The sequence below is a fragment of the Legionella cherrii genome, assembly GCF_900635815.1.
GTDB classification, from domain to species: Bacteria; Pseudomonadota; Gammaproteobacteria; order Legionellales; family Legionellaceae; genus Legionella; species Legionella cherrii.
Window position 1 is genome coordinate 763,169 of the sequence record NZ_LR134173.1, and the last position, 19,999, is coordinate 783,167.

A 19,999-nucleotide genomic window follows, 5' to 3' on the forward strand; every position below is an offset into this window, starting at 1 on the left:
CTATTCGCAGGTTTAAATAATGATTTTTCTATGGAATTAACATGACAAAACCGGTTTATATTTTAATGCAGCAAGGGATACCCTTAGTTCATTATCATTGGAAATGTACTAGTATTGAACTAAGGGAATAATCAATTGCTCTAAGTGCTTACCATGTTTACCCAATTAATCAATTATTTTATTCCAGAAAGGATTAAAGCATGTCGTGAAGATTATTTTCGCGCCAAAAATATTCTTGGTGGCGTCATAATTGCCGCTACCTCAGCGCCTTTTTTTGCATTTTTTTATTATTTTTTTGGCGCAGCGGCTGCTGCTTTGGTGATTTTACTCGAAGGGACTTGCATTGTAGGTGCCGCATTTATATTAAAGAATTCAGGATCAGTATTTTGGGCACGTGAGCTCATTGTCGGTAGTTTAGCGCTAAGTTTATTTTGGTTGGGTTATACTACTGGGGGAATATTTGCACCGGCAACATTTTGGCTCGCTTTACCGCCCATAACGGCATTCTTTTTTGGTGGTATTAAATCAGGGATCTTTTCGGCTTGTGTATGCAGCATAGCGGTAATTCTGATCTATGTTTTAGGATTCTTTGCTTTATCAACCCCCTCATTAGCGATTGCGCACTCACCACATTTGGACATCATATCCATTTTAGGTTTGTTGTTTATTATTTTATGTCTGGCTTATTTTTATGACAAAAGAGCTTTAGAGTTTATAAAGAGCTTAGAGGATGCATTAAATAAAGAAAAAGTAATTACAAAAAAATTGGAAATGCGGACTCGGTCTTTGCAAGATCAGAAAGCTGTGACTGAAATAGAGCGATCATCTAAAAATTTATTACACAATGTTTTAGAAAGTTCGCGAGAATATTCCATCATAGCCACTACCTCGACTGGCGACATTTTAATTTGGAATAAGGGTGCGTTTTATAATTATGGATATACAGCAGAAGAAGTTGTGGGTAAGGCAAATATCGAAATACTCCATACACGAGAATATGTTGAATCAGGGCAATATAAACGTTTTTTAGAAAAAGTTAACATGGAACGTGAGGCTGAAGAGATTATCGAACAAGTTCGAAAAGACGGTTCTCATTTTATTGCCTCGGTTGTAATGACAATACGCAAGGATGATGAAGGCGTGCCCATTGGTTATCTCAACATTTCACACAATATTACCCAGCAGAAACGCTTAGAAGAGCAATTGATTAAAATTAATAAAGAATTAGAACAATTCGCCTACATTGTTTCACATGATTTAAAGGCACCTCTGCGTGCGATTGAACTGCTTTCTACCTGGATTGAGGAAGATAGTGGTAATAAATTAGATGAGCAAGGTAGGAAGAATTTTGCTTTATTACGCAGTCGGGTGATACGCATGTCCAATTTAATATCGGGCGTTTTAGGGTATTCACGAGTTGGATATACAGAAAAGAAAATACAAACAGTCAATACTAGGGATCTTATCAAAGGGACAATTGAAACCCTAGATCCCGCTAAAAGTTTTACTATACATTATGCTGAACATCTTCCAACAGTATATGCTGATGAAATTCAATTAAGTCAAATTTTTTCTAATTTAATTGATAACAGTATGAAACATCACCATAAAAAAACAGGTAACATTGAAATTGATGCGAAAGAGATTGATGATTTTTATGAGTTTTCTATTAAGGATGATGGCCCTGGTATCGAATCGGAATACCATGAAAAAATTTTTACCATATTTCAAACTTTAAGAGGGCGTGATGAATTTGAAAGTACAGGCGTGGGTTTAACCATTGTAAAAAAAATCATTGAATTAAATGGTGGAAAAATAAGGGTGTATTCAGAATTAGGCAAGGGCACCACTTTTTATTTTACTTGGCCTAAGAAGCCCAAAAACTCGGAGTAACTCCTTGGCCTGGAATTTTATTATGATGCCTTCATTGGGTGTTCGCAGTGTTTTAGAACAAGAAGAAAATTTCTTTTTTGAGTTAAATAGTAAACCGGGTTGCTTGCTACAGTACTATGGTTGTTATTAGATATAATTTCATCTATTCTGGTACGTTTCATCTATAAAAACAGACTAAAAATAAGAGTATGACACTATCTACCAAAGCGATTCTGGGTGCCCTGGGAAAACCCACTGCCTCAACAAAAGAATTTCCCATTGATCCCAATGAACTTACAACGGAATATGCGCTTGCGGAAGTGATTGATGCACACCATGTGTCCTTGCAAGATACGGATATGGTGGTGATTCTTTCCGGGCGAAGTGGATTTTTTGGTAGCTATTTGGAAGTGGCAGCTGATAAGTTTGTTTTATGTGAAAACGAATACGATAAAACCGATACGGTACGTCGAATGGAATATGGAATTAACATCGCAAAACGATGTACACAAAACAATCTTAAAAACGGCATGACTAAACCTGTTTATATTTATTTCAATGGCGTTCAGCGACAAAATGAGGAGTTGAGGACCATATTGAAAGCAAAAGGAGAGTTCAATGGGTATCCTGCTGCGTTATTTATTATTGATGCGATTCCGTTTGACAATACTCTTGGGCAAGTTCTTGGGTTGAGTCGATTTCTTGATACGCACTGGAGCCTTTTTTGTAAAACCCACAATTTATCTCGTCCACCAAATCTAGTGATTTGTACCAGCAGCTATCATGTTCCTCGAGTCACGCTTGCCCATGGCGCAAACTCCCCTTTACTCACCGCTACCTTTTGGCACAACCAACCGGAGTTAGTAAAAAAATTATCTCACACGATGCGGAGCTATATTTTAAATCCCGGTGAGACTCTTAAAAAGTCGAGTTTAGTGGTATTGGGCTGCGACCGACAGATTACGGCAAACCCATGTTGGGAAAAAGATTTAAAAGGGGATATGGAAGCCCGGGTTCGCTATTCCTTTTTACAAAAAGTTCCCTCCATTGCCCAAAAGCGTGCTGATAATGATGTGACCGTTAAAAGCGCCCTGGTTTTAAAAAGTTTTTATAATCTGTTCAAAGAAAGGATATTTTTTGAAACGATGAGCGATCAGAATCCCAACAAGGAACAAGTAAGTCGGGATAAGGACAATTCAAGCAGTATTTCGCTCACAAATCAGTAGGATTTGCCAATAGATTAAAGCTCATTAAAAGCTACCTATTTATTATTGCTTGGGTAAAGAGTAGGGAACTTGATCATGTTCTTTAGAAAGGATGGTATGAATCATTTGCGCTGTTTGGGGTAACCTAATGATTCTCAGTGATTAGGATTTGTTCATGGAATTTTTTAAATCCGTATTAAATGGTATTGGATCAGGAGCCGGGGTCGCATGGCCATTGTTTGGAATCGTTTTTACTTTATTCGGTGGGGCGGTTGCCAGCCTTTTTTCTTTAACTTTGGGGATTATTTCAATTTCTTTGTTTTTTGCTGTTGGCATTCCTATTTTCTATTTTTCATATCAAGAAATGAAAAATGAAGAAGGAAGATTTCAAGAGCAATTAGATAAAAATCAACAAAAATTATTAACAGATATCCAGGATTATCTAAATAGCATTTATCGGTTTGCGCTGCATGAAAAAAGGAAAACGGATGTTCATGAACTATTCGCACGAATCCTCATCATGGATCTCAATAAAATTGCCCATGTGGATGCGCGTTCACCTTTATACCTAATTCTGTCGCTTCTCTATGAGGAATATAAATTAAAGCAAACTATTCCTGATAATAAAGTTATCTTAGATCATCTTGTTCATAACATATCCCTATCCCCTACGCCCTTATCTCAAAAAATGGTTCCTCCTTTTTTTACATTTGTAGGTACTTTTGGTTCTATAACAGGGTGTAGCGCTGGGGTTTCAGGGGTATTGACAGGTATGGGACTGTTTTCAAGTTTTGCCGCCTTTCCTTTGTTAGGATGGGGAATTTTAGCCTTTGCATTAGTTAGTGGCATTTTAATGGCTTCTGAATCCATGGCTAAAACGAATGAGCGTTTTAAAAAGAAAGAGTTAAATCAAACAATAAAAAATATACATAGTCAATTAAGCAAGGCAACCATTGAACGTGATTTAACTGCAAGATTATATAGTACGTTCACCTCATTAAAGGAGCAGGGTGAAGATAAAGGAGTAGCGGATCTCAATCAACCCATCTTAGCCCATTCTTTTTTTAACCGCGCAACCGAAAAGAAGACTAAATTGACTTTTTCCTCTTTTTTTAATCTAAAGCAATCGCATTCTGGCAACTCACAAGATGATGCCCATGCTTTTTATAGTCCTTTTTCTTAATGACTTCTTATTTCAACTCCATTTACATTATTTATCATAATGTTCTTGATGATTATTATGAGACTGCATCGCTTGAGCAGGTATTTATTTTATGAAAGAAAGGTGGTTTAGCCAACTCCCGTTTTTTAAGGAGCTTCAAGTTTTTTATGCTGGAGTCAGGAAAAATATCCACATTTTTTTGTGGATAACTTTTCTTTATTCTAAAGCCTGAGTATAATTTGCTTGCAGCAGCACCTTAGTGAACTGAAGAAGTTTCTACTTCTTCACTTCTGCGAAGTAATTTTCATGCTTAATTATCTTGCTGTCCAGGTACTTTCAGTGGCATATTTAAATGCTGTGGATAATTAGTTTTAATATTCTTTTTACCACCCTTCTTTGATGAGGAGTTAAGTTGTGTCAGCATCTGTTTGGCAAAAATGTTTAGGACTGTTACAAGATGAGTATTCTGCTCAACAATTTAATACCTGGTTGCGTCCTTTACAGGCTCATACAGATGAGCAACGGTTTATTTTATTTGCCCCGAATCGATTTGTTGTGGATTGGGTAAAAAAACATTTTTTTTCTCGAATCGAAGAATTAATTAAACAATTTTGTGGTGATGAGATTAAATCAATATCCATTGAAATTGGGAGCAAGGCTTCCAGTACCGACTCTGATTCGAGCTCTTCGGGTTCATTTTCATCTGAAGTTAAAACATCTGCTCCAACGAATTCTCCAGAAATTAAGGCTGTTCCAAAAAAAGCGGTGGATTATAAGAGCAGCCACTTAAATAAAAAATTTGTTTTTGAAAGCTTTGTTGAAGGTAATTCTAACCAGCTTGCTCGTGCCGCCTCCATGCAGGTGGCAGAGCGACCTGGTGATGCATATAATCCCTTATTCATTTACGGCGGGGTGGGTTTAGGAAAAACCCATCTGATGCATGCTATTGGTAATGCCATACTTAAGAATAATCCTGATGCCAAAATTCTTTATTTGCATTCTGAACGTTTTGTTGCAGATATGGTTAAGGCTATTCAGACTAATTCAATCAATGAATTTAAACGCTTTTATCGCTCTTTGAATGCGTTGCTTATTGATGACATCCAGTTTTTTGCGGGTAAAGACCGATCGCAAGAAGAATTTTTCCATACCTTTAATGCATTATTGGAAGGCCAACAGCAAATCATTTTAACCAGTGATCGATATCCCAAAGAAATTGAGGGGATGGAGGAACGATTAAAATCTCGGTTTGGTTGGGGATTAACTGTAGCAGTTGAGCCGCCTGAGCTTGAAACTCGCGTCGCTATTTTGATTAGCAAAGCCGAGCAATCCAATATCGAATTGCCTTATGAAGTGGCTTTCTTTATTGCAAAACGCATTCGTTCTAATGTCAGAGAGCTAGAAGGTGCTTTACGCAGGGTTATTGCTAATGCTCATTTTACTGGTAAACCAATTACTATTGAATTTGTTCATGAAGCCTTACGTGACCTTTTGGCACTTCAGGATAAATTAGTTACGATTGAAAACATTCAAAAAACAGTTGCTGAATATTATAAGGTCAAGGTGGCTGATATATTATCAAAACGACGTAGCCGCTCTATTGCTCGGCCTAGACAAATGGCTATGGCTTTAAGTAAAGAGTTAACCAACCATAGTTTGCCTGAAATTGGTGATCATTTTGGTGGTCGTGATCACACAACGGTTATTCATGCTTGCAGAAAGGTTAAGGAATTGGTTCAGGATGACAGTGATTTTGCTGAAGATTATAAAAATTTAATGCGTATTTTATCTTCTTAATGCATAAAATGAGAGATCTGCTGATGTAGGGTATGCCTAAATCCTAATTTGTCTATTGGTTTGTATTTATTTAATCCTGCTTCATGCCCTAGTTCTGAATGCGCTACGAGTAAGTTAAGCAAATTGCCTACGTCGCGCGTCGTGTTCGTGGGGCGTAGTGAGTCAGGGCTTATTTTAACAGAATGACAGTGAGTTAGGACTGGGGACGATGAGGTGTTTGTTAGTTAGCTGAATATGGAGTTCTATCTTGTTTGAATTCGCTATAAAAAAAGAAGACTTACTTGCCCCAATACTTACAGTGGCAGGTGCTGTAGATAAAAAACAATCCTTAGCTATTTTGTCGAACTTTTACTTTAAATTGGCAGATGGCTTATTGAACATCACAGCTACCGACTTGGAAATCGAAATTTCCGCACAAGTTGCTTGCCAATCCGGATCACAGGCTGGCAGTATTACGGTGCCTGCTAAAAAATTTATTGATATTTTTCGTTCCTTAGATGATGAAGCGACACCTAATGTGGTCGTTGACAATGGCCTTTTAACCATTAAGCAAGGACGAAGTTCATTTAAGTTAGCGACCTTACCCGCTGATAGTTATCCACTTAGTGAAGATGAGTGTAATGAAGTTGAATTAACTATCCCCCGTTTGGTTTTACTCAAGCTGTTGCAATCGACTCATTTTGCCATGGCACAGCAGGATGTTCGCGTATTCCTTAATGGCTTATTTCTTGATTTTGAAGCTAACCTTATTTCTGCTGTTGCAACGGATGGGCATAGAATGGCAATTTGCCGTCATCAATGTTCTAATTCGAGTGAAAAAAAACTCTTGTTACCCAAAAAGGGAATTCAAGAGTTGTTACGACTTCTTAATAGCATTGATGATGAAGAAGTTTTATTGGCTGCCGGTAAATCACATTTTAAATTAGTCTCACGTCAGTTTGTTTTTTTGTCGAAATTAATCGAAGCACGCTTCCCCCCTTATAATAAGGCAATTCCTAAAAATCAGGACAAACAAATCATTATTGATTGTTCTGTGTTTAAACGTTCGTTGTCTCGGATTGTTATTTTGGCTCATGAAAAATCTAGAGCGGTTATGCTCCACCTACAACCGGGTATGCTCACTTTAATAGCTAACAATAATGAACAGGAAGAGGCTGTGGAATCTTTAATAGCCGAAACTCAGGGAGATGAATTAAAAATTGGTTTGAACGCCACTTACTTACTTGATGTGCTTTCTCATTTTGGCGAAGGACAAATCCGTTTATCCTTATCCAATACAGACAGCAGTATTTTAATTGAGTCCTTAGCTGACGATAATTACCAATACATTATTATGCCCATGAAAATATGATCTTATCTGAATTAAAAATTCATCACCTACGTAATCTTTCATCAGTTCATCTCGATTTAAGTCCCCGATTTAATTTTATATTCGGGGCAAATGGAAGTGGCAAAACATCCATCCTCGAAGCGCTTTATCTCTTAAGTTGTGGTCATTCATTTCGCTCTCGCGAAATTTCTCCAATTATTTCCTATGAGCAACCTTCTTTAACCGTGTTTGCTCGTGCACAACAACAAGAGACGATAAGCATTCAAAAATCCTATTCCCAACCGACTCAAATTAAATTAAACAATCAATTTTGTTCCACCACCAGTCAATTGGCCTATGCTTTACCCTGCCAGGTTTTTTACTCTGATATTTTTCAAATTATCGATGCGGGACCTTCCGTGCGACGTAGCCTATTGGATTGGGGATTGTTTCACGTGAAACATAATTATCTTTCTATTTGGAAAGAGTATAAAAGGGTGCTCAAACAGCGTAATGCACTGTTACGACAGCAAGCCCCTTATGACCATTTTATCCCCTGGGATAATTTGTTAAGTCAATTTGCCAATCAACTCCATTTGCTTCGAGAGGAGTATTTTGCGCAATGGTCGTGCGCATTTACAAACGTTTTACAAGAGTTAAGCCCACTTGACTGCACAATTAGCTACTATAAAGGATGGGATAAAAAAAATACGGGCAAAGAGTTAATAGATCTATTACAAGAAGGGTTTGCCAATGATAAGCAAAAAGCGTATACCCAGTTTGGCGCTCATCAAGCCGATATTCTGATTGAGGTCAATCAAAATAAAGCCAAACAAGTTTTATCACGAGGGCAACAAAAAATAATTTTGTTCGCCATGCGCTTAGCCCAAGCCAATTTATTAACACAGGATTGTTTGTATTTAATTGACGATCTCCCTGCCGAATTAGATGAGCAACATCAAAATCAGTTAATGGCCTGTCTTGCAAAAAGAGCAGGTCAATATGTAATTACCTCTACGAGCTATCCCACGTTATTGGTTCCCTTAATCATGGATCAACAGCATCTAATCGTACCAATTAGTGACGGTACATTAAATCTGTGACAATTGTTTCACGTGAAACAAAATAAAAGGGTAAGCTCAATTGGACGAAAACCACAAGAGATGAAAGTCTTTAATTCCTCGCTAATGTATTTCATGTAAATTAGCCAACCTTCATAAATGTAAAGATACTCGATGAGATATAAACGCAGCTCAAAATATGCTATGATAAAGTATTCAGAATAGAACACCACGAAAGGTTAAGAGGACCTCCTAATGAGCGTTGATGCCAGTTACGATTCAAATAATATTAAAGTCCTAAAGGGGTTAGATGCGGTAAGAAAAAGACCAGGAATGTACATCGGAGATACGGATGATGGTACTGGTCTGCACCACATGGTTTTTGAAGTTGTAGATAACTCTATCGACGAAGCACTGGCGGGCCATTGCAAAGAGATTTTTGTAACCATCCATTCCGATGAGTCAATCACCGTTAAAGATGATGGACGAGGAATACCAGTAGATATTCACAAAGAAGAAGGTCGATCTGCCGCTGAAGTGATAATGACAGTACTTCATGCGGGCGGTAAATTTGATGATAATTCCTATAAAGTATCTGGTGGATTGCATGGTGTAGGGGTGTCCGTAGTTAATGCTTTATCTGAGGAATTACATCTGACGGTGCGTCGGCATGGCAAAATACATGAGCAGCATTACCGTAATGGGGTCCCCGATGCGCCCATGGCAGAAACAGGTGATGCAACTACAACTGGAACCCAAATTTGGTTCAAGCCAAGTGCTGAAACATTCTCAAATATTGAATTTCACTACGATATTTTGGCCAAACGCTTAAGAGAACTATCCTATTTAAACTCTGGGGTTTGCATCCACTTATATGATGAGCGCTCACAAAGACAAGATACTTTTCACTATGAAGGTGGAATAACAGCGTTTGTGGAACATCTTAATAAAAATAAAAACGTCATTATGCCCGCGGTTTTTTCCATGACCGCTGAAAAAGATAATATTGTTGTTGAGCTCTCCATGCAGTGGAATGACTCTTATCAAGAAACACTTTATTGCTTTACAAATAATATTCCGCAGCGCGATGGGGGAACCCATATGGCGGGTTTCAGAGCCGCATTGACCAGAACACTCAACAACTACATTGAAAACGAAGGTTATGCTAAAAAAGCCAAGGTGTCACCAACGGGAGATGATGCGCGTGAAGGCTTGACGGCAGTGCTTTCTGTTAAAGTACCTGATCCAAAATTCTCTTCACAAACAAAAGACAAGCTTGTCTCTTCAGAAGTAAAATCTGTGGTTGAATCGAGTGTTTCTGAAAAATTCAATGATTTCCTCCTGGAAAATCCATCCAGTGCAAAAGCGATTGTCGGGAAAATAATCGACGCGGCACGTGCACGAGAGGCAGCCCGACGCGCTCGGGAAATGACACGTCGCAAGGGAGCGCTTGATATAGCCGGATTACCTGGAAAGCTCGCTGATTGCCAAGAAAAAGATCCTGCTTTATCAGAACTCTATCTAGTAGAGGGAGACTCAGCAGGTGGTTCGGCAAAACAAGGGCGAGATAGGAAATTCCAAGCAATTTTACCGCTCAAAGGAAAGATATTGAACGTTGAGAAAGCACGTTTTGACAAAATGCTTTCATCACAAGAGGTTGCTACACTCATTACTGCTTTGGGTTGTGGCATAGGGCCTGATGAATATGATCCAGATAAAGTACGTTACCATCGCATCATCATCATGACCGATGCTGACGTTGATGGTTCGCACATCAGAACCTTACTCCTTACCTTCTTCTACAGACAAACCCCCGAGTTGTTAGAGCGTGGTTATATTTATATTGCGCAACCCCCACTGTATAAAGTAAAACGTGGAAAACAAGAGCAGTATGTTAAAGATGATGAGGCGTTGTTTGAATATTTAACACAAAGTGCTTTAGATGGAGCAGCGTTCTATCCAGGAAAAGACATTCCGCCGATTACTGCTATGGCTTTGGAAGAGTTGGTGCAGCAGTATCGACGTGTTGAAAAGATTATCAAACGCTATAAAAGACGATATCCCTCTGATATATTGAAACGTGTAGCATATTTACCCACTTTGCATAATGAAGACTTTAGTCAGCAAGAAAAAATAGCCAATTGGTGCAAGCAATTGCATTTGGGGATGCAGCAGCTTGGAAGCAAGACAGAACAATATAAAGTAGAGGTTCATTCAATAGCTGATACCAATCAGTTTATCCCCAGAATAATAGTTACCCAGCATGGAATGGAGAATTATATTCCTATGAATGTGGAATTCTTCAATTCTAAAGACTATAAGGAATTAGTTAGCCTAGGATCTAAATTAGCAAGTCTGGTGGAAGAAGGCGCTTATATTAAACGTGGTGAAAAGGAACTCGCTGTAGAACATTTTGAGCAAGCTCTAAACTGGTTAATGGAAGAGGCGAAAAAGGGTCAGTCTATCCAGCGCTATAAAGGTCTTGGAGAAATGAACCCTGACCAACTTTGGGAGACAACAATGGATCCGGCAGTGCGACGAATGCTGCAAGTAAGCATTGAAGATGCCGTTGCTGCGGATGCTATTTTCACCACCCTTATGGGTGACAATGTTGAGCCCCGAAGGGAGTTCATTGAAAGTAATGCTTTAGAAGCCGAAAATATAGACGTGTAAAAAACGAGCGCAAGCAATAAGGGCTTGTTTCCATGTTTACTCTCTTGGACATATGGCCACGCTATCCCGAGCATAACGCGAGCGGGCTAAGTGTCCAAGCTAAGGAAATGGAAACAGACCCTAATAGGTCATGAGCATACAAAATTCATCGCGTCGAATCTGATCCTAACCTGATAGCTGAAAAAAGTGTTTAAAATCAATCAAATGGATCACCTAAAACATTTCTGGACAAATGATAACACCTATGACAGGATATCTATCACAATCAGTTTACTTTAAAAATCGCATATCATGCTCGCGACAGAGGAAATGGCTAAGGTCTGGTTTGGTACTCATCGCTCCTTCCAACCTATATATTGAACAATGCCCTGAAGGCTCCTTGCAAAAATAGGATTTGTTATAGGCAATGGAGTATTCGAACGCTGTTATTTCTTATTCAAGAAACATATTGAGTTTTATGGCTGTAAGGATTTAACTATACAAGGAGATGCTATGAAATTAAAATTAAATGGGCTGCCATTTAAACTTCTAGTTACACCAGTTGTATTAGGTTTATTGAGTGTTCAGGCTTATGCTTTGCCAAAAGCTCCAGGGATAGCACATCATCCTATTCATTATAAACCAAACACCCCTCACTTTATGCCTACTGGATTAACACCAAGCCAAATTCGAGTTGCCTATGGGTTTAATTCAGTCAATGCTCAAGGGAAAGGACAGGTTATAGCAATTGTAGATGCATACGATGACCCAAAAATCGAAGCAGATTTAGCAGTATTCTCAAAACACTTTGGTTTGCCTGCATGCACGACAGCAAATGGCTGTTTTAAAAAAATATATGCTACGGGTAGAAAACCAAGAACAGACGCAGGTTGGGCTGGAGAAATTGCCTTAGATGTTGAATGGGCACATGCAGTAGCACCGGCTGCAAAAATCATTTTAGTTGAAGCTGCAAATGATCAAATGGATAGTTTATTTAAAGCCGTGCAAGTGGCCGTAAAAAATGGGGCAACCGTGGTTTCCATGAGCTGGGGTGGCAGTGAGTTTGCTGGGCAAACTTCCTATGATGCGGTGTTTAATAATCCAAAAGTAACCTTTACTGCATCCTCTGGTGATAGTGGTACTGGAACCATTTATCCAGCATCATCTCCATATGTCTTGGCTGTAGGTGGAACTACTTTAAATGTTGACTCCTATGGAAACTATCAAGGGGAAGAGGCATGGTCAGGGAGTGGTGGCGGAGTTAGCTCAGTGGAAGCTTGGCCCGATTATCAAAAAAACCTACCAATCCCCCAATCAAACAATATGCGAGGGGTTCCTGATGTAGCATATAACGCTGATCCAGAAACAGGATTTTCAGTGTATAACTCGGTTCCAAGTAGTGATGGTGTGGGTTGGGCCGTAGTTGGTGGCACCAGTGCGGGTGCTCCTCAATGGGCAGGAATCGTTGCGGTCGCCAATTCACTGTATGGTAAAGTATTTGGTGGTCATTTTGTGAATATATTATATGCTGCAGCAAACCCTAATGGCGGAAAATACCATTACAATTATAACGACATTACCTCTGGAACTAACGGAGACTGTGGTTACTATTGTACTGCTCAGGAAGGTTATGACTATGTAACGGGTTTAGGCTCACCAGAGCTTGGCAGTTTGATTCATGATTTACCAAATTATCAATTGATCGATATTCCTCCACTCAATAAGTAAAACCCAAACTCTTGATTGAATCGAAAACTCAATCAAGAGTTTCCTCCTTGAAACGATACCCCAATGAAATAATAGGATCTCAAAAAACTTGGGATCATTACCTTATACGCATTTGCGAAGCAGCAACATCAAAGGTCTTGAAAGAGATGAAGTTTTTTATAAATTTCATATACAAAAAACAACAAAACTTTTGATTGAGTAACCAACTGTACATATGTATAATTCGCACGCTTTATGAACCTAAATTTGACATATCCTTGAGGCAAATATGATTTTTGTAATTATTGGCGGAGCATCTGGTTCCGGAAAAACAGGCTTATCTAGTCATCTATTAAACAAATTAAAAAAAACTGGAACAAGCGCGCAAATATTAAATATGGATGATTATTATAAAGAATGCCCAAAGGATGTTAATCTCGAAGACTATCGAAAAAATACTAATTTTGATACGCCAGACATGCTCCATTTAGATTTATTAATCACGCATATCGGCGAGTTGCATCAAGGAAAATCCATCACTAAGCCCATTTTTGATTTCAAAACTAACAGTCGCATCGATGAAGAGCAGGTGGATCCCTCCGATGTGATTATTCTGGAAGGGATTTTTGCGCAATATTTTTATAAAAAATATTGGTCATCAGATGTGCCGGTGGTCACAGCGAATGTCGCCACGGACAATTATTCAGACATCATTGAGCGCCGTATCAATCGGGATATGAAAGAGCGCGGACGAATTCGTTGCGATAGTATCAAACAGGAAAGAAAATACGTTGGTCCAGGATTCTTAAGATTTACTGCAAGTAGCTCCATGGGGGCCGACGTTTATGTCACCAATGAGCATAGCGATGGAATAGAAGGGCAGGACTTTATCTTAGATACAGCAGCCGAGGAAATTATCGCCGTAATAGGCCAAAAAATTGAAGAAATAAATGTTGCGGAGATACAAACTAAAAAAAGCACACCCAATGCCCAAGAGCTTATAGCGAAGAGCCATCTTATCGCGGGAACCTTGTTTCACACACGTAAATTTGAGGGACATTTTAGTGGCGTGTTTGGTGATTTTAAAGGGAAGTTTGTCAGAGAGTTTTCCGAAGAGGAAGCAGAAAAAATTACTGCGTCGTATAAATCCTAGAAAATAGTTATCTGGTACCGTATCGCGAGTAAAGGTTGAGCCTTGGTCCAACAAAAGCTCTGCATTGAGGTTGTATTTTGTGTCGGGCCAAGACCCAGCCTTGATGATGTTGTGGCGCTCTAAGAGTTTGGAGGAGCAAATCTTAGGCACCACAACACCATACTTACAATGGAGTAATCTCTCTTCGTACCAGCCATGGAGGGAAGAGAGATTTTTTTTCTTATGGAGAAATAAGATATATTAAGCGTTTAGTGTGCTGCATCCTTGCAGCGAAGTACATCCTATGTACTGGTCCCTTAGTTTGACTTCCTGTCAGACGAATCCGTGTCATCCCTTTAAGTTAGAGTATAGCCTTTTGGCTGTTTTTGTCATTGCGCGGATCGAGCAACACAATGTAAGAAATGTCTCAAAGAGTAGGTCGTGTTGTCTTAGACAGACTCTTAGGCTCCTGTTGCGTGATGCAATGGATTCCCCCACCTCCGGCAAATACATCCAGCGCATCAATTTGCGAAATATGATAGCCGGGGTATAACTGCGAGAATAATTGATAGGCTGCCTGGTCGTGTTGTGCGTAACCAAAAGCGGGCATGACGATTCCTTTATTGGCCAAATAAAAATTAATGTAGGATAAAGTTAATCGTTCTCCATCAAGATAGGTGGCTGGTGGTTGCTCGACCGTATAAACCTCCAATTTTCGTCCTTTTGCGTCAGTCGCAGATTTAAGAATTTCCAGGTTCTCATGCAAGGTTGCATAATTAGGATCTTCCTTATCATGAGTAATGAGGCAAAGCACTTTTCCGGGGGCAATAAAACAAGCGATTTCATCAATATGACCATCGGTTTCATCGCCTAATAACCCCTTGTTTAACCATATAATTTTCTGAGCACCCAGAAAATCATACAAATAATTTTCAATTTGTTGTTGGCTGAGTTTGGGGTTACGGTTTTGATTAAGCAGGCATTCACGCGAAGTGAGTACGGTTCCCTCTCCATCGACGTGAAATGAACCACCTTCCATAACCAACGGTGCCGAAAAGGCTAGGGCATGAGTCTGTTTTAAGATTGCTCCTGCAATTTGGTTATCCAGCGTACAATCTTCATAGTTACCACCCCAAGCATTATGTATCCAATCAACTCCCGCTAATTGTTGGTGCTGATTTAATAAAAAAGTAGGTCCGGTATCTCGGGTCCATGAGTCATTAATAGGGAGTGTGAACAACGTAATTCCATCACCACACATGTTTTTGGCTGATTCTTCATCCCCTGGATTGACCAGCATGGTTACAGGTTCATACTGGGCTATAGCTTGAGCAACTCGTGCGTAGGCACTCCGTGCTTTTTGGAGGCCAATTTTAGACCAAGTTTCAAGATGACAAGGCCATGCCATCCAACACCGCTCATGAGGATGCCACTCAGCGGGCATAAAAAATCCACTTTGCTTTGGTGTCATCTTATTTTCTCCGAATATGTTCATCTAAATAGGTTAATTGAGAAAAAATGCTTCTTAATTCATTTAAATACAAAAGCGTCGTTTCCTTAGGTAGTTCTGCATGAATTAATTGTTTCTCATAGGATTGGACTAATTTTTTGGTATCAAAATGAGCGAGGTTCAGCACATTAGTTACTGTATCGCCACTGACCAAATCATTCAGTTCAAATTGCCCATCGTCAAAGAGTTTGACATCCAGGGAATTGGTATCCCCGAATAAATTATGCAAATTACCTAATATTTCTTGGTAAGCACCCACCAAGAAAAAACCTAATGAGTATGGATTGTTATTGTCGTATGGAGGAAGCATTAGGGTTGAGTTCACACAGGAGCTACCGAGGTATTCTTTAATGGTTCCATCTGAATCGCAAGTTAAATCCTGCAAAACACTGTGCATATAAGGTGTTTGGGTAAGCTGTGAAATTGGGGCGATAGGAAAGATTTGCCCTATAGCCCAAGCATCTGGAATCGATTGGAAAAACGAGATATTACAAAAGACCTTAACGGCCATATCTTCATTAATTTTTGCCAATAAAGTTTCTTCAGAAGGGTTTTCTACATTGAGGCGTTCTTTCAGCTCCATGCATATATTGGTATAAAATGCCTCTACTTTAGCTTTTTCCTGCAAGCTAATCACCCCGTGCTTGAACAAAGAATGAGCCTCGTTTAAGGAATGTTCCGCATAGTTATAGATCTCAATAGGTGAACTTGCCGTAATTGAGTGATATGTATCATAGATATCACGAATCACATGGGAGTCTTCATCTGTAATTTCTGGAAGTGAAGGCGATTTATTAGTGATTTCTATATCGCTAATATCCGAAATTAACACGGCATGATGCGCGGTTAATGCGCGCCCTGATTCTGAAATAATATTGGGTTCGGGGACATTTGCCTCCTGACACAGATACTGAATGGCGAGGAGAATGTGTGTGGCATACTCATGGATGCTGTAATTCATCGAGCAGCCCTGATTGGAATGAGTTCCTTCATAATCCACACTCAGTCCACCACCGACGTCAATGGTATCAATTGGTGCATTTAATTGCCGAAGTTCGACATAGTATCGGGACACTTCCTGCATGCAATGGCGAATATCGTGGATGTTGGCAATTTGTGAGCCCAAATGACAATGCATCAGCTGTAGGCAATCGAGCATATTATGCGCTTTTAATTTATTGACCAACTCGAGAACTTGTTTTGCGGTAAGGCCAAACTTGGATTTGACCCCGCCAGTATGTTCCCATTTGCCGGCGCTTTTACTGATTAGGCGGATACGAACACCAAGAGAGGGTTTTATTTTTAAGCGAGCTGATTCCTTTAAAATAATATCCAGTTCCGAGATTTTCTCAATAACAATAAAGACCTTGTGTCCCATTTGCTGAGCAATCAGCGCTGTACGTATGTAATAACTGTCTTTATAACCATTACATACGATCGTGCTGTGTTGTTGATTGCCCAACATGCCAATTACCGCCATGAGCTCAGGTTTCGAACCTGCCTCCAAGCCAATCGAGTGATTGGGTGATTTCAACAGTTCGCGAACAACGCTTTGTTCTTGGTTCACTTTAATGGGGTAAACCAGCTTGTAATGCCCTGTATACTCATTTTCTTCTATGGCTTGCGTGAATGCTTCATAGATACGGTGTACACGGTCATGTAAGATATCAGAACAACGGATGAGCAGGGGAAGATGGAGTCCTGCTCTGCTTGCCTCATTAACAATCGCTTGCAGCTCAACACCTGGTTTCCCCGGTGCCTTGCTAATTTCGATATTCCCTTGAGCATTAATACTGAAGTATCCTTCACCCCAGTTGTTGATGTTATATAAATTTTCTTCAGGTGATGCACTGATGTTCATAGGTCGATTTTCCAAAGGGATTAGCGTGATTTTACAAGATCATGGTAGGTAGAAGGCTCTCGCTGCTGAGCAAAGGGAAATAATCTTCCCCACAATGCGCGCTGCCCAAAGTCGAGTTCGGCTACTAATACCGCGGGTTTATCTCGAGATGCTTGCGCTAAAATTTCACCCATAGGCGTACTGATGAAGCTGCTTCCATAAAATTCTAATCCGTCTTCACACCCGATTCTATTGGCGGCAATGATAAATGTATTACTCATGATCCCTTGGGCAACCATAACCTTTTGCCACATAGGCTGTGTATTGACTTCGGGCGCTGTGGGTTCACCACCAATTGCGGTGGGTATACTAAAACTTCCGTGCCTTTTAAACCATAAATTCGCGACAACTCGGGAAACCATTGATCATAACAGGTAGGTAAACCCCATTTATGCCCAGCAATTTGGTGGACTGGATAATCAGAATCCCCAGGTTTAAAGTAGAAATTTTCATGGTATTTTTCCCCACTGGGGATATGTTGTTTGCGAGTGATCCCAATCAGCTCGCCTTTATTGTTATAAGCCACAGCAGTATTGAAGCCGGCTTTTTCGAATAGTGAGGCGGTGATGCAAATATTATGAGCTTTTGCCATTTGACTGACGAATTGAGCCGTTGGCCCTGTATGGATGTCTTCCATAAATGGGCTAGGATCTACATTCGCGCGCGTACAGAAATAAGGGCTGAGGGTAAGCTCTTGTAAACAAACAATGGCCGCTCCTTGTTGTGCGGCGGCATTGATTCCGGACGCTAGTTTGTCTTGATGTTCTTTAGGGTTTTCATGCCATTTTTCTTGCACTAAGGCAACAGTGAGTTTTTCGTGAGTCATTAATATCTCTCTTGAAATTAAGGATCAAAATAAAGTGCCCTTACTTTGTAAGGGCGGACAAGTTTAAAACGGAGTGAAATTAGATTCTTCAAAATATTCTTCCTCTTTATTTTCAGATGAGCCTTCACTGGAGAGTTCTTTCTCATCTTCAGCTCCACTACTTAAATCAAATTGCTCCATAGACAGTGATTTTTTGGGCGGTGTTGGGGAACGATTAAATAACCCATTTCGATTACTGCCTTGAGACTCATTTTTCTTTTGCTCAGAGCTTTCTTTTTTATTTATGGCATCAGCAATTAATTTGAACGGATTCGTTTCATCAAAGGCTTCGGTATGCAGTAACTCTAGGTGGCGTTTGACCGATGAGCGACTCACAGATTCTAACGCACACAATTTTCCGGCAATTGATTCTTCCTGGCCTTTTAATAAGACACGAAACATATTGACGAACATCCTGCAGCTATCCCCATCATAATCACGGCTGGTAAAAAATTTATCTGGAGTATCACCTAATAACAATTTTTCTATATTGCGACGCAACAAAAATGCATGATTAATTTTTTCTTTAAGAATACTCTTAGGGAAAGCGATTCCCACATTAAAAGCGATTTGATGGCGCTCTTGCTCAGGAACACACAAAGCGAACCGTTCTGCAATTTCTGACTCATTGCACTCTAATAATTGCTTGGCAAGCGCACTAAATTGAGAGAAAGGTGCGGGATTAAATTCCTTAGCTGAAAACAAAACATGGGGTGATTTATTTCGAGGATCGAGTAAGGAATTGATGCGTTGTCTCACTTGGTATGCTTCAGTGATGACGGAGTGGAAACTCCCCTCATCTTTAATTAAGCCACCTAATGCTTTGATGTGATGGCCATATTGTTTGAATTTTGCTTCCGGGCAGGCAGCGATTATTTTAGTTGCTATAGCAATTTTTTCTTTTCCACTTAAGGTCTCAAATGCTTTAGCATTCTCGGCGAGTGCATCACCATCGCTTAAATGTTCATAGGGATTTTCTAGGGCAATTAATTCTTCATAAGTAAATACCATTTAATCCTCCTTAAATTAAGATGAGAACGGGTACTGAACAATAATACAAAGGAGCTACTCCCTGGGGTCTGTTGGCCACTCCACTATACTGTGCAAAAACATGTCATTTTGACTCAAGATAGCGAAATTTAAACAGACTCTATAGTAACGGATTAAAAGCGAACTGTCATGAAATTAATCTAAAGTTTTCTGAAAAAATGTCGAATAAGTGATCAGATGCATGTTTTGCCTTTAAAAAATACAATAACAATAAGGAGTAGGCAATGTCTAAAACTCATTTATTACAAGACCCTTTCTTAAATGAATTGCGTAAAGAAAAGGTGCCTGTATCCATTTTTTTGGTCAATGGAATTAAATTGCACGGTATTGTGGATTCGTTTGATCAGTATGTGGTGATGCTGAAAAATTCGATTACACAAATGGTTTATAAGCATGCGATTTCCACAGTAGTGCCATCACGTGCCATAAAAATGCCCGTTGAAGAAGAAAATTCCGGACATGAAGGTGCTGAGGAAGGCTAAATGAGGTTATCCACCTTTGATGTTTCGTTAGGCAAAAGCGAAAGGTGTCGTTCCTGCGGAAGCAGGAATCCATAGCTGCTTTAGCGCAAATACTAATACAAGGATAGATCCCCGCCTTGCGGGGATGACCCATTTACTTGCAAGCTGACTAAAATATTCTATATTTTCAATTTGCCGGCTATTGGATTACATCGCTTTGGGGAGAATTTGCAGAACGGTAATACCCAGTTAATGTAGCGTTAATAAATTATATTCTATAATAATCATAAATTACCCATGTTTGCTAACTTTTGAC

At 39.6% G+C, this 19,999-nt stretch carries 13 protein-coding genes and 1 pseudogene; 10 read left to right on the forward strand and 4 right to left on the reverse strand.

The window, feature by feature from the left end; genetic code table 11:
• The first annotated feature begins 153 nt into the window (after positions 1–153).
• From EL022_RS03255 to EL022_RS03295, 9 genes are all read left to right on the forward strand, one after another.
• Positions 154–1,893 (forward strand): ATP-binding protein, encoded by a 1,740-nt coding sequence (locus EL022_RS03255; protein ID WP_126325078.1) that lies wholly within the window; start codon positions 154–156, stop codon positions 1,891–1,893.
• Between the two features lie 188 nt (positions 1,894–2,081).
• Complete coding sequence (locus EL022_RS03260) at positions 2,082–3,098, forward strand: hypothetical protein (RefSeq protein WP_028381437.1); 1,017 nt, start codon at positions 2,082–2,084, stop codon at positions 3,096–3,098.
• A 154-nt stretch (positions 3,099–3,252) separates the two neighbouring features.
• Complete coding sequence (locus tag EL022_RS03265; protein ID WP_051544470.1) at positions 3,253–4,260, forward strand: hypothetical protein; 1,008 nt, start codon at positions 3,253–3,255, stop codon at positions 4,258–4,260.
• Between the two features lie 393 nt (positions 4,261–4,653).
• Complete coding sequence (gene dnaA, locus EL022_RS03270) at positions 4,654–6,036, forward strand: chromosomal replication initiator protein DnaA (RefSeq protein ID WP_028381436.1); 1,383 nt, start codon at positions 4,654–4,656, stop codon at positions 6,034–6,036.
• A 247-nt stretch (positions 6,037–6,283) separates the two neighbouring features.
• On the forward strand, positions 6,284–7,387 hold the full coding sequence (gene dnaN / locus EL022_RS03275; RefSeq protein ID WP_028381435.1) for a DNA polymerase III subunit beta: 1,104 nt from the start codon (positions 6,284–6,286) through the stop codon (positions 7,385–7,387).
• Positions 7,384–8,448, forward strand: a complete 1,065-nt coding sequence (gene recF, locus EL022_RS03280) for a DNA replication/repair protein RecF (protein ID WP_028381434.1) — start codon at positions 7,384–7,386, stop codon at positions 8,446–8,448. Before dnaN ends, recF begins: the two co-directional genes overlap by 4 nt.
• Before the next feature lie 213 nt (positions 8,449–8,661).
• The gene (gene gyrB / locus EL022_RS03285) at positions 8,662–11,079 is read left to right on the forward strand and encodes a DNA topoisomerase (ATP-hydrolyzing) subunit B (RefSeq protein ID WP_028381433.1); all 2,418 of its coding nucleotides are present in this window, start codon (positions 8,662–8,664) and stop codon (positions 11,077–11,079) included.
• Positions 11,080–11,571: 492 nt separating this feature from the next.
• Positions 11,572–12,786, forward strand: coding sequence for a S53 family peptidase (locus EL022_RS03290; RefSeq protein ID WP_051544469.1), 1,215 nt, complete (start codon positions 11,572–11,574; stop codon positions 12,784–12,786).
• A gap of 268 nt (positions 12,787–13,054) precedes the next feature.
• On the forward strand, positions 13,055–13,918 hold the full coding sequence (locus EL022_RS03295) for a uridine kinase family protein (RefSeq protein ID WP_028381432.1): 864 nt from the start codon (positions 13,055–13,057) through the stop codon (positions 13,916–13,918).
• A gap of 406 nt (positions 13,919–14,324) precedes the next feature.
• Here the strand turns inward: EL022_RS03295 and EL022_RS03300 are convergent, their stop codons facing one another.
• From EL022_RS03300 to EL022_RS03315, 4 genes and pseudogenes are all read right to left on the reverse strand, one after another.
• Positions 14,325–15,368: an agmatine deiminase family protein gene (locus EL022_RS03300; protein WP_028381431.1), complete on the reverse strand. Its 1,044-nt coding sequence runs from the start codon at positions 15,366–15,368 to the stop codon at positions 14,325–14,327.
• A gap of 1 nt (position 15,369) precedes the next feature.
• The gene (speA, locus tag EL022_RS03305) at positions 15,370–17,268 is read right to left on the reverse strand and encodes a biosynthetic arginine decarboxylase (protein WP_028381430.1); all 1,899 of its coding nucleotides are present in this window, start codon (positions 17,266–17,268) and stop codon (positions 15,370–15,372) included.
• Positions 17,269–17,288: 20 nt separating this feature from the next.
• Positions 17,289–18,133, reverse strand: a pseudogene (locus EL022_RS03310) (carbon-nitrogen hydrolase).
• A 63-nt stretch (positions 18,134–18,196) separates the two neighbouring features.
• Positions 18,197–19,183 (reverse strand): lpg0008 family Dot/Icm T4SS effector, encoded by a 987-nt coding sequence (locus EL022_RS03315; protein WP_028381428.1) that lies wholly within the window; start codon positions 19,181–19,183, stop codon positions 18,197–18,199.
• A 263-nt stretch (positions 19,184–19,446) separates the two neighbouring features.
• Here EL022_RS03315 and hfq point away from each other — a divergent pair, with 263 nt between their 5' ends.
• On the forward strand, positions 19,447–19,704 hold the full coding sequence (gene hfq / locus EL022_RS03320) for an RNA chaperone Hfq (RefSeq protein ID WP_028381427.1): 258 nt from the start codon (positions 19,447–19,449) through the stop codon (positions 19,702–19,704).
• Positions 19,705–19,999 lie beyond the last annotated feature (295 nt).

Excerpts from the sequence above, each read along its gene's own strand:
- EL022_RS03255 (WP_126325078.1), top strand. The coding sequence starts at position 154 with ATGTTTACCCAATTAATCAATTATTTTATTCCAGAAAGGATTAAAGCA.
- EL022_RS03260 (WP_028381437.1), top strand. The coding sequence starts at position 2,082 with ATGACACTATCTACCAAAGCGATTCTGGGTGCCCTGGGAAAACCCACT.
- EL022_RS03265 (WP_051544470.1), top strand. The coding sequence starts at position 3,253 with ATGGAATTTTTTAAATCCGTATTAAATGGTATTGGATCAGGAGCCGGG.
- recF (WP_028381434.1), top strand. The coding sequence starts at position 7,384 with ATGATCTTATCTGAATTAAAAATTCATCACCTACGTAATCTTTCATCA.
- gyrB (WP_028381433.1), top strand. The coding sequence starts at position 8,662 with ATGAGCGTTGATGCCAGTTACGATTCAAATAATATTAAAGTCCTAAAG.
- EL022_RS03290 (WP_051544469.1), top strand. The coding sequence starts at position 11,572 with ATGAAATTAAAATTAAATGGGCTGCCATTTAAACTTCTAGTTACACCA.
- EL022_RS03295 (WP_028381432.1), top strand. The coding sequence starts at position 13,055 with ATGATTTTTGTAATTATTGGCGGAGCATCTGGTTCCGGAAAAACAGGC.
- EL022_RS03300 (WP_028381431.1), bottom strand. The coding sequence starts at position 15,368 with ATGACACCAAAGCAAAGTGGATTTTTTATGCCCGCTGAGTGGCATCCT.
- speA (WP_028381430.1), bottom strand. The coding sequence starts at position 17,268 with ATGAACATCAGTGCATCACCTGAAGAAAATTTATATAACATCAACAAC.
- EL022_RS03315 (WP_028381428.1), bottom strand. The coding sequence starts at position 19,183 with ATGGTATTTACTTATGAAGAATTAATTGCCCTAGAAAATCCCTATGAA.
- hfq (WP_028381427.1), top strand. The coding sequence starts at position 19,447 with ATGTCTAAAACTCATTTATTACAAGACCCTTTCTTAAATGAATTGCGT.